At 71.6% G+C, this 9,685-nt stretch carries 13 protein-coding genes; all 13 read right to left on the bottom strand.

The window, feature by feature from the left end; all coding sequences use genetic code 11:
- Window positions 1–19 precede the first annotated feature (19 nt).
- Window positions 20–1,168 carry an EscU/YscU/HrcU family type III secretion system export apparatus switch protein gene (locus BMY88_RS08650; RefSeq protein WP_091942168.1) on the bottom strand — a complete coding sequence of 383 codons (1,149 nt, stop codon included), beginning with the start codon at window positions 1,166–1,168 and terminating at the stop codon, window positions 20–22.
- Between the two features lie 52 nt (window positions 1,169–1,220).
- Window positions 1,221–1,985 (bottom strand): flagellar biosynthetic protein FliR, encoded by a 765-nt coding sequence (gene fliR, locus BMY88_RS08645; RefSeq protein ID WP_091942166.1) that lies wholly within the window; start codon window positions 1,983–1,985, stop codon window positions 1,221–1,223.
- Window positions 1,986–1,990: 5 nt separating this feature from the next.
- The gene (gene fliQ, locus BMY88_RS08640; protein ID WP_091942164.1) at window positions 1,991–2,266 is read right to left on the bottom strand and encodes a flagellar biosynthesis protein FliQ; all 276 of its coding nucleotides are present in this window, start codon (window positions 2,264–2,266) and stop codon (window positions 1,991–1,993) included.
- The gene (fliP, locus tag BMY88_RS08635; protein ID WP_091942162.1) at window positions 2,263–3,105 is read right to left on the bottom strand and encodes a flagellar type III secretion system pore protein FliP; all 843 of its coding nucleotides are present in this window, start codon (window positions 3,103–3,105) and stop codon (window positions 2,263–2,265) included. The genes fliQ and fliP overlap by 4 nt, the downstream gene beginning before the upstream one ends.
- Window positions 3,105–3,533 (bottom strand): FliO/MopB family protein, encoded by a 429-nt coding sequence (locus BMY88_RS08630; protein WP_091942160.1) that lies wholly within the window; start codon window positions 3,531–3,533, stop codon window positions 3,105–3,107. Before BMY88_RS08630 ends, fliP begins: the two co-directional genes overlap by 1 nt.
- Entirely contained in the window at window positions 3,530–4,288 is a 759-nt protein-coding gene (gene fliN, locus BMY88_RS08625) for a flagellar motor switch protein FliN (protein WP_091942158.1), read from the bottom strand. Before fliN ends, BMY88_RS08630 begins: the two co-directional genes overlap by 4 nt.
- Window positions 4,285–5,244 carry a flagellar motor switch protein FliM gene (locus BMY88_RS08620; protein ID WP_091942156.1) on the bottom strand — a complete coding sequence of 320 codons (960 nt, stop codon included), beginning with the start codon at window positions 5,242–5,244 and terminating at the stop codon, window positions 4,285–4,287. Before BMY88_RS08620 ends, fliN begins: the two co-directional genes overlap by 4 nt.
- Window positions 5,245–5,355: 111 nt before the next feature.
- Window positions 5,356–5,823, bottom strand: a complete 468-nt coding sequence (locus BMY88_RS08615; protein WP_091942154.1) for a flagellar basal body-associated FliL family protein — start codon at window positions 5,821–5,823, stop codon at window positions 5,356–5,358.
- Window positions 5,820–6,713, bottom strand: a complete 894-nt coding sequence (locus tag BMY88_RS08610) for an OmpA/MotB family protein (RefSeq protein WP_091942153.1) — start codon at window positions 6,711–6,713, stop codon at window positions 5,820–5,822. Before BMY88_RS08610 ends, BMY88_RS08615 begins: the two co-directional genes overlap by 4 nt.
- Window positions 6,710–7,480 (bottom strand): motility protein A, encoded by a 771-nt coding sequence (locus BMY88_RS08605; RefSeq protein WP_091942151.1) that lies wholly within the window; start codon window positions 7,478–7,480, stop codon window positions 6,710–6,712. Before BMY88_RS08605 ends, BMY88_RS08610 begins: the two co-directional genes overlap by 4 nt.
- A 3-nt stretch (window positions 7,481–7,483) precedes the next feature.
- Window positions 7,484–7,780, bottom strand: a complete 297-nt coding sequence (locus BMY88_RS08600) for a flagellar FlbD family protein (RefSeq protein WP_091942149.1) — start codon at window positions 7,778–7,780, stop codon at window positions 7,484–7,486.
- Between the two features lie 169 nt (window positions 7,781–7,949).
- Window positions 7,950–9,206 carry a flagellar hook protein FlgE gene (locus BMY88_RS08595; protein WP_091942147.1) on the bottom strand — a complete coding sequence of 419 codons (1,257 nt, stop codon included), beginning with the start codon at window positions 9,204–9,206 and terminating at the stop codon, window positions 7,950–7,952.
- Window positions 9,207–9,250: 44 nt separating this feature from the next.
- Complete coding sequence (locus BMY88_RS08590) at window positions 9,251–9,673, bottom strand: flagellar hook assembly protein FlgD (protein ID WP_091942145.1); 423 nt, start codon at window positions 9,671–9,673, stop codon at window positions 9,251–9,253.
- Between the last annotated feature and the right edge of the window lie 12 nt (window positions 9,674–9,685).

Below are 9,685 nucleotides of genomic sequence, written 5' to 3'. Positions count from 1 at the left end.
CGCTGCGGGTCGGGACGGGTCAGGACGCCGCGGGCAACCTCCTGCGACCGGCCACCGGCAGGCCCTCGAGGTCGGGGGCCTCGAAGCCGGGCCGGTGGAACCCGCCGCGGACCCCGCGGGTGCCCAGCTGCATGACGAAGGCCAGCACCCGGGCCACCGCGGTGAACAGCTGCGGCGGCACCTCCTGGCCGACCTCGCACGAGGCGTGCAGCGCCCGCGCCAGCGGGATGTCCTGCACCATCGGCACTCGGGCCTCGGCGGCGCGCTCGCGCAGCTTCGCGGCCATCAGGTCCGCCCCCTTGGCCACCACCCGGGGGGCGCCCTTCTCGGGGTCGTACTTCAGCGCCACGGCGACGTGGGTGGGGTTGACCAGCAGGACGTCGGCCTCGGCGACCTCGGCCATCATCCGGTTGCGCGACATCGCCAGCGCCGTCGCGCGCCGCTGCCCCTTGACGTGCGGGTCGCCCTCGGACTGCTTGTGCTCCTGCTCGATCTCGTAGCGGCTCATCTTGAGCTGCTTCATCATCTTCCTGCGGACGATGACGTAGTCGGCGATGGCGATGATCAGGCCGGTGACGGCGACGACCCGGAGCATGAGCACGGCGGACTCGGTGAACGTCGCGACGATCGCCGAGATCGGCAGGGCGCCGGCGGCGGAGACGAGTTCCTGCGCGCGGTCGCTGGTCACGATCACGACGACCAGCAGGGCCACCGTCTTGATGACCGCCTTGGCCGCCTCCCAGATGCCCTGCGTGCCGAACATCCGCTTGATCCCCGGGAAGGGGTTGAGCTTCTTCAGCGTGGGCTTGATGCCCTTGGCCGAGACCGTGACCCCGCCCTGCGCCGCGGAGGCGACGAGCCCCACGACCATCAGCGCCACGGCGGCCGGCAGCAGCGTGGAGAGGAACGTCGACAGCGCCTGCCCGAGCAGGCCGGTCACCCGCTCCGGCTGCGGGTCGTCGGTCGTCGCGCCGATCTGGAGGAACAGTTCGCCCACCGCGTCGTAGGCGTTGCCGACCAGCATCGGCATGAGGAAGCTCGCGGTCGCGATGCCGGCCCACGTGCCCAGCTCCTGGGTCCGTGGGATCTGCCCTTCCTTGCGGGCGTCCTTGAGCTTCTTGGGAGTAGGTGCCTCGGTCTTCTCCCCACCGGGCCCGTCCTTGGCCATCAGCTCACCCCCTCAGCAGATCCGGGGGCGGCCGGCCGGCGCGCGGGAGCCATCAGCCGCTCCGCAGCGAGACGACGGCGCGGGTGGCCTGCTCGAGCAGCGCGTCGAGGGCCGGGGGCAGCAGCGGGAAGGTCAGGCCCAGCAGCGCGAGGGTGAGCATGATCTTCACCGGGAAGCCGATCGCGAAGATGTTCAGCGCCGGCGCCGCGCGGGAGAGCAGCGCGAGGGCGACGTCGGCCAGCAGCAGCACCGCGACCATCGGGCCGGCGATCTGCAGCGCCGCGAGGAACATCATCGAGAACGCGGTGATCAGCACCTCGGCGAGGTGGTCGGTGGGTACCCCGCCGCCGACCGGCAGCCCCTCGTAGGAGGTGGCGAAGCCGCGGACGATCATCAGGTGCCCGCCGCTGGTGAACAGCAGGGTCGTCGCCAGCAGGTAGTGCAACCGGCTGATCGAGCCGCTGGTGTTCATCGACAGCGGGTCGTAGGCCGGCTGCAGGGTGAAGCCGCCGGACACGTCGATGAGGTCGCCGGCGAACTGGACGGCGGCGAAGAACACCTGGACGACGAAGCCGAGGCCCGCACCGATCACCACCTCGGTGACCGCGGCGACGATGAGGAAGCCGGCGGTCGGCTCCGGCAGGTCCGGGGCGATCCGGGTGAACAGGGCGACCGACAGCGCCAGCGCCAGGGCGCCCTTGACCGGCGCCGGGATGGCGCGGGTGTTGAACGGCGGGGCGAGCAGCACGAAGCCGGTCGCCCGCGCCGTGGCCAGCAGCAGCGCCACCAGGGTGGCCGCCGGGACCTCGAGGTCCATGGCGGTCAGGTCCGCCCGAGGAGCCGCGGGAGGGTGTCGAACAGGGTGTGCGTGAAGCTGACCAGCTCCGACAGCACCCAGTTGCCCGTGACCAGCAGCGCGATCGCGACGGCGATCATCTTCGGCACGAAGGACAGGGTCGCTTCCTGGATCTGCGTGGCCGCCTGGAACAGCGAGATCAGGAACCCGACCAGCAGCGCGGTGAGCAGGATGGGGGCGGCGACCTTGGCCGCCACCATCATCGTCTGGATGGCGATCTGGGTGACGTCGGCGTCGCTCACGTGTAGCTCCCGACCAGCGACGTCGTGATCAACGCCCAGCCGTCCACCACCACGAAGAGCAGCAGCTTGAACGGCAGCGACACGATCGACGGCGGCACCATCATCATGCCCATCGCCATGAGCGCGGAGCTGACGAGCATGTCCAGCACCAGGAACGGGATGAAGATGACCAGCCCGATGATGAAGGCGCTCTTGAGCTCGGAGAGCACGAAGGCCGGGATGAGCGTCGTCATGCTCACCGCCTCGCGGTCCTCGGGCTGCTCCTCGCCCGACAGCCCGACCATGAGCTCCAGCTCGTCGTCCCGGGTGTTGTCGAGCAGGAACTCCTTGAGCGGGACGACGCCGACGTCGTAGGCCTGCGAGATCGACATCCCGCCGTCCAGGTACGGCTGGACGGCGACCTCGTTGATCTCCGAGAAGACCGGCCCCATCACGAACAGCGTGAGGAACAGGGCGATGCCGGTGAGCACCGAGTTCGGCGGGGAGGACTGCAGGCCCAGCGCGTTGCGGGTCAGCGACAGGACCACGGCGATCTTGGTGAACGAGGTGGCCAGCAGCAGCACCGACGGCGCCACCGACAGGACCGTGATCGCGAGGATCAGCGTGACCGAGGTGCTCGCGCTGCCGCCGCCGACGGAGATGTCCACGCCGCCGTCGACGGCCGGCGCGACGGGCGCGGTCGGCGCCGTCGGGGCGGTCGGCTCGGTCGGTGCCGCGGAGGCGGGGCCGGCCAGGAGGACGGCCACCACCGCGCCGGCGAGCAGCGCCAGCAGCAGGACGACGGTGCGGCGCAGCGCCGGCGACGTCGTCCGCGCGAGCACGGGGCGGGGGGAGGTCATCAGCGCCGGACCGTCCGCTCGCGCATCTGCTGGACGAAGCCGCCCCAGCTGCCGCGGTCGAAGACCGACCCGGCCAGGGCGCCGCCGGGGGCGCGGCGGGGGGAGAGGGCGCCGGGGACGCCGCCGCCGGCGGGCGCGGAGCCGGTCATGGCGGCGAGCTCGCGGTCGGCCAGGGTGGCCTCGACCATCTCGCCGTCCATCTCGGCCAGCAGGGTGACCGTCTGCTCGGTCGCCCCCACCACCAGCACGCGGTCGGCGATCCGGATGACGCTGACCGTGCTGGCCCGGCCCAGCCGCTGCGCGGCGACGACCTCGACCAGGCCGTTGGCCTGGCCCATGCCGCGCTTGCGGGCGATGCGGGCGGCGAACCACAGCACGCCGCCGACGAAGGCCAGCGAGAGCACCAGCCGGATCAGCATCCAGGTCATGGGGCCATGCCCCCGAGCTCGGCGGCGTCGCTGACGATCTCGCTGATCCGCAGCCCGAAGTCCTCGTCGACGACGACGACCTCGCCGCGAGCGATGAGGGTGCCGTTGACCAGCAGGTCGGCCGGCGCGCTGGCCGCGCGGTCCAGCTCGACCACCTCGCCCGGGTGCAGGGAGAGCAGCTCGCCGACGGTCATCCGGGTGCGGCCGATCTCGACGGTGACCTCCATGGCCACGTGCCGCAGCAGCTCGAGGCTGCCGCGCTGCGTGCGCTGGGGCTGGGGGAGGGTGACCTGCAGCGCGAGGGTGGCCACGTGCTCCTCGGTGCCGTCCTCGGCGGCGCCCAGCAGCGGTACGGCGACGTACATGCCCTTGTCGCGCAGGCCGTCGAGGGCGGTCACCGGGTCCTCGGTGCGCTCGGAGTCCACCCGCACCCGGCCCAGCGCCGACGCCGCGGCCTCGAGCGCCGGCCGCAGCGCGGTCGCGACGTCCATGGGGCCGACGGGGGAGTTGTCCAGCGCCTCGACGACCTCCGCCGACAGGATCAGGACGACGTCGCCGCTGACCTCGCCGGTCAGCCGGGCCGTCACGGCCGCGGCGGCCGTGGGCGGCAGGGTCACCGCGTCGGGGTCGGTGACCGCGTCGCCGGCGACCAGGTCGACGGTCGAGGGGACCAGCGCGGCCGCGGCGGAGGCGGCTGCCACCACGACGGCGGCGATCGTCTCGGAGGCCTGGACGGTGTCGAGCGAGGCGGTCATGCGGAGTCCTTCGCGGCGTACGGGGTGGGGACGATGGCGGCAGCGAGACGGCGGCGGTGGTTGCTGGCGATCGCGTAGGCGAACGTCACGTCGTTGGTGGTGACCTCGAGCGGGCTGTCGCGCGGATGGCGCAGCAGCAGCACGTCACCGACGGCCAGGGAGAGCAGGTCGCTGGAGGAGACCTCCAGCGGGCTGAACCGGATGCTCACGTCGACCGGCACCAGCTCCAGCCGGGTGGCCACGAGCTCGGCGGCCCGCTGGCGCTTGCGCTGGGCGGCCTCGGACAGGTGCGGCGAGGTGGCGTTGTTCAGCGAGGTGGCGAACGAGGAGAACGGCAGGACCAGGGTCGCCTGGCCGTCGCGGTCGCCGACGGAGAGCTCGAAGCTGGCGACCATCACCGTGTCCGAGCCCGCGGCGGCCTGGGCCAGGGCGGGGTTGTACTCGAGCCCGTCGCGGACGGGCTGGAGCTCGGTGATGTGCGCGAACGCGGCGGCGAACTCCTCGAGCAGCCGGCTGAGCAGCTGCCCGGTGATGGTGACCTCCATCGCCGTCATCGGACGGTCCGGCTGGTCGGAGCTCCCCGACCCCCCGAGCATGTGGTCGACGGTGGCCATCGCGATGTCCAGCGGATAGGCCAGCAGGCCCTTGCCGTTCAGCGGCTCCAGCGTGAACGTCGTCAGGAAGTAGGGGTTGGGCAGCGATGCGACGTAGTCGTCGTAGGACTGCTGCTCGATGCTCAGCAGTTCCATCCGGGCACCGGTGCGCAGCAGCGTCGTCAGCACCGTCGTCGCCTGGCGGGCGAAGGCCTCCTGCGCGATCTGCAGCACGCGCACGTGCTCGCGGGACAGCTTGGTGGGGCGACGGAAGTCGTACGTGCGGGGCGCGCCACGCCGGCGGCCACCGGCGGCCGGCGTCCCGGCACCCCCGGGGACGGGTCCGTTCTCGGGGCGGGTCACCCCTCCCTCATCGGCGGGCCCCGGACGCGAACTGACCGGCGGCGCGGGACGCCGCCGGTCAGCCGGGGAGGATGTGACGCACGGGGAGCATGGGCTTCCCGAGGAGCCGGGCTACTGGGTCACGTACTCCGTGAGGTAGACGTCCATGACCATCTGCGTCCCCTCCTCGTGGTCGGTGTAGGCGTCGATGATCTGCTGCCGCAGGGACTCCTTCAGCGCGTCCCGGGCGCCGGTCACGTCCGTCGGCTGGGCCTGCGAGAAGGTCGAGATGACCAGGTCGAGGGCCTTGGAGCCGTCGACCCCGCCGCCGCCGTGGCCGCCGCTCGCGGCCTCCTCGGTCAGCTGGAGGGCGATGCCGATCTTCAGGTAGCCGCCCCCGGCGAGGTTCACGGCGATGGACTCCAGCGGCAGGACCTCGCCGGCCACGGGCTCGCCGTCGTCCCCACCGGCGAAGAACATGAAGTAGGCGCCGGCGCCGAGGGCCACGAGGGCGACGGCGACGATCACGAGCAGCTTCTTCTTGCCGCCCTTGGCCTCGCCCTCGGGGGTCTCGGTCTCGTCGGTCTTCTTCTTGCTCACGGGTTGCCTCCCTCGGCGGGGGTGGTGGATGCGCCGGCCTGGAGGCCGGGCAGCAGTTCGTTGGCCTCGGCGGAGGCCGTGGAGAGGACGACGATGTCCACGCGGCGGTTGAGGGTGATGGCGCCGTCGTCGGACTCGGGGACCATCGGCCGGGTCGAGGAGTAGCCGGTCGCCGCCATGCGGGTCTCGGGCACGCCGGTGCCGGCCAGGTAGCGGACGACGGTGGAGGCGCGCGCCCCCGACAGCTCCCAGTTCGACGGCCACGGGCCGCCAGGCGTCACCGCCAGGTGGTTCGCGTGACCCTCGATGTCGAGCTGGTTGGGGAGCGTGGCCACGGCCGGCGCGATCGCCTCGAGGATGGCCCGGCCCTGCGGGAGCAGGACGGCGCTCTCGGCGTCGAACAGCACCGGGTCGGAGACGATGTGCACGACCAGCCCGCGCTCGTCGATCTCGTACCGCGCCGCCCCGGCGTAACCGGCGGCGGTGAGCGCGGCGTCGATCTGCTCGCGCACCCCGTCGAGCGAGTCGAACTGGGCCTGCGCCTCGGCGGCGGTCTGCTCGGCGACCGAGGAGTCGATCGACTCCTGCGCGCTGGGCGCGGCCGGGATCTGGATGTCGACCGCGGCGTCGAGGGCGGGCAGGATCGAGGCGTCGGCGCTGGTGCCCGGACCGGTGATCGCCTGGACCGGCGCCCCGAAGGCCTCGGACAGGCCGCTGGCCAGGGCCGCGAACTTGTCCTTGTCCACCTGGCTCATCGCGAAGAGGACGACGAAGAGGACGAGCAGCAGCGTCATCATGTCGGCGTAGGAGACGAGCCAGCGCTCGTGGTTCTCGTGCTCCTCGTGCTCCGGGTGCTTCTTCCGCCGCCGGCCGCCGTGGCTGCCGCTCACGCGGCCTCCTTGGCGACCTCACTGGGCGGGATGAGGGAGTTGAGCTTGAGCCGGACGGCACGCGGGCTCGTGCCGGCCTGGATCTCGGCGATGCCCTCGACGAGGAGCTCCATCTGGGCGGCCTGCAGCTCGCTGACGCGCAGGATCTTGGCGCCCATCGGCAGGAACCAGAAGTTGGCGGCCATGACGCCCCACAAGGTGGCGACGAACGCCGCGGCGATCATCGGGCCCAGGGCCTCGGGGTTGCTGAGGCTGCCCATGACGTTCATCAGGCCGACGATGCAGCCGACGATGCCGATGGTCGGCGCGTAGCCGCCCATCGTGGTCATGAACTTCGCGGCGACCTTGTCCTCGGTCTTCTTGGCGGCGATCTCGGCCTCGAGGACGTCGCGCAGCTGCTCGGGGTCGGTGCCGTCGATGCCCATCTGCAGACCGCGCTTGAGGAACGGGTCGTCGATCAGCTTCACCTGGGCCTCGAGCGCGAGCAGGCCCTCCTTGCGGGCCTTCTCGGCGAGGCCGACCAGGGTCTGGATCTGGTCGCTGGCCGGCGGCACCTTGGCCGGCAGGACGGCCATCTTGAACCAGCCGGGCATCTTCTTCAGGTCGTCCATCGTCTGACCGGTCATGGCGGCGCCGAACGTCGCGACGATGACCAGGATGATGGCCGGCAGGAAGAGCAGGCTCATCGGATCGGCGCCCTCCATGACCATGAAGGCCAGGAGGGCGACGAGCGAGAGGACGATGCCGATCAGGGATGCGGGGTCCATGGGTCAGCGCTCCTCGCGGGCCGGGAAGGGCAGGACCGAGCCCTCGGCGTCGTCCGCCGTGGCCTGCGTGGCGCCGGGGGTGACCGGGCGGTAGGTGCCGCGGTCCATCTCGTAGGCGGTGGCGAGGATGCTGGCGCGGTACTCGCGGATGCCGGCGAGCACCTCCTCGACGCTCTCGCGGACGACGTACTTGGTGCCGTCGACCAGGAAGACGACGGTGTCGGGATGGCCCTCGACCCGCTCGATCAGATCGGGGTTGAGCGCGAACTGTTCCCCGTTCAGGCGCGTCACTCGGATCACGGGTCTGACCTCTTGCTCGTTCGAAGGGGGAAGCAGCCGCTGCGGCGTCCGGGCGGCTGTACTTGTCATCGGCGCAGGTCAGGAACCTCTTGAGCCGAATGCGCTGTGGCGGCCCCACCCCTGGGGGTGAGATCGGCCCGGCCCACCGACGGGTGGGCCGGGCCGGTGCTCAGCGCTTGAGGTTGACGAGGTCCTGCAGGACCTCGTCGCTGCTGGTGATCACGCGGCTGTTGGCCTGGAACCCGCGCTGGGCGACGATCAGGCCGGTGAACTCCTCGGCGAGGTCGACGTTGGACATCTCCAGCGCGCCGGCCACCAGCGAGCCGCGGCCCCCGGCGTTGGCCTCGCCGATGGCGGGCTGCCCCGAGTTGTCGGCGACGCGGTAGGAGCTGTTTCCGGCCTTCGCCAGGCCCGAGGGGTTGGCGAAGGAGGCCATGGCGAGCTTGCCGATCGGCTCGCGCTTGTTGTTGGAGTAGACGCCCATGATCGTGCCGTCGCCGCTGAGCGCGATCGACTGAAGGGTGCCCATCGCGTTGCCGTCGACGTTCGTGGGAGCCAGCGACGTCTTGCCACCGAACTGGGCCAGGTCGGCCATGCTGAACGAGACCGTCCCGGGCCAGCTGGCGGCCATTGCGGCCGACGGGGTGAGGGTCATCGTCTGGGCGGCCAGGGGCAGCTTGCCGCTGACGGGGTCGAAGGTGAGCGTCACGGGCTGGTTGCCGGCGGCCACCGCGTCGCCGTCCGGGGTCACGACGGCGCCGTTCTCGTCGCGGCCCACCACCGACCACTCGTTGGCGGCCGCGAGCTTGGTGAAGGTGAAGCTGATCTGGTGCGCGGCGCCCAGCGAGTCGTACATCTGCAGCTGGGTCTGGAACTCGGCGCCGGTGGCGGCGTCGCTGGCGAGGTTGCCCGTGACCGCGCCGGTCGTGGTGGCGGTGGGCGTCATGGCCGAGCCGAAGGGCACGGTGAGGTCGCCGATGGGCCCGTTGGTGTCGACGCCGGTGGCGCCGGCCATCCAGCCCTGGAGGACTGCGCCGTCCGGCGTGACGATCTTGCCCGAGCCGTCGTAGTCGAAGGACCCGGCGCGGGTGTACAGCTGCTCGTTGCCGACCTTGGTCACGAAGAACCCGTCACCGCTGATCATGAAGTCGGTGGCCCGGCCGGTGGACTGCTGGGTGCCCTGGGCGAAGTTCGTCGTGATGCCGGCGACCTTGACGCCGAGACCGACCTGCGCGGGGTTGGTGCCACCGGCGTCGCCGGTCGGCGCGGAGCCGTTGCGCATGAGCTGGGACAGCGTGTCCTCGAACGTGGCCTGGCTGCTCTTGAAGCCGACCGTGTTCACGTTGGCGATGTTGTTGCCGGTGACGTCGAGCTTGACCTGGTGGGCCTTGAGGCCGGCGATGGCCGAGTACATGGAGCGCAGCACGGGGGGTTCCCTTCAGTGGCGGATGGGAGAGGCGGGGGGAGGCGCTAGTCCGACGAGGCGGAGATCTCGCTCAGGCGCCCGAAGGGCACCTCGGTGTCGCCGACGACCGCGACGGGCTCGCCGGCGAAGAAGCGGACCGAGCTGACGGTCCCGGTCCGGGTCGCGCCGCTCTCGTCGGTCCAGCTGACGTCGTGGCCGACCAGGGCCCCGGCCGACAGGGACCGCTGCAGCGACAGCATCTCGGCGCTCTGGGTGGCGAGCTCCTGGAGCTTCTCCACCTGGGTGAAGGTCGCGGTCTGCGACATGAACTCGGTGGTGCTCGCAGGGTTGCTCGGGTCCTGGTAGCGCATCTGGGCCACGAGCAGCTGCAGGAACATGTCCTTGCTGTTCTGGTCCTTGCGGTCCACCGTGGTCGCGGCGCTGCTCGTGGCGGCGCTCGCGACCGTGCCGCCCACGGGTGCGGTCATCGGGGGTCTCCT

The sequence above is a fragment of the Trujillonella endophytica genome, assembly GCF_900110555.1.
In the GTDB taxonomy this organism is placed as follows: Bacteria; Actinomycetota; Actinomycetes; order Mycobacteriales; family Geodermatophilaceae; genus Trujillonella; species Trujillonella endophytica.
Note: the sequence above shows the minus strand (reverse complement) of the source record. Positions and strands in the feature narration are given on the sequence as shown.